The 300-nt window shown below is 66.3% G+C and carries 1 protein-coding gene; it reads right to left on the bottom strand.

From position 1 onward, the window contains the following. Nucleotides 1-300 (bottom strand): FCD domain-containing protein (locus EN852_RS38970; protein ID WP_135879913.1); only part of this gene is annotated, 300 nt, incomplete at both ends.

Here is a 300-nt window from a genome sequence, read left to right as displayed (position 1 = left end):
TCGACGCGGTGAGGCGGTAATGATTGAGAAGCGTTTCGACAGCGCCGTCGGCGTCCCCGTCCAGCATGCGCTCGGCAATGATGCGGTGCTCGCCGATTTCATCGCGCCCTGTGCCCGGAGCATTTTGCGAGATCAGGCGGTAGCGCGACGCCTGGTCGGAAAGCTGATCGCAGAAGCCGATAAGCCAGTGCGACCCGCACGCCGCGATCAGCGCCCGGTGGAAGGCGCGGTGCAGCTTCTCCCATTCCGGATTGTTGGTTGTCGGGTCTTCGGGCAGGCGCCGCTCGGCGCGCGCCAGGC

The sequence above is a fragment of the Mesorhizobium sp. M2E.F.Ca.ET.209.01.1.1 genome (assembly GCF_004010375.2).
Taxonomy (GTDB): domain Bacteria; phylum Pseudomonadota; class Alphaproteobacteria; order Rhizobiales; family Rhizobiaceae; genus Mesorhizobium.
This window is presented reverse-complemented; position numbering and strand designations above follow the sequence as displayed.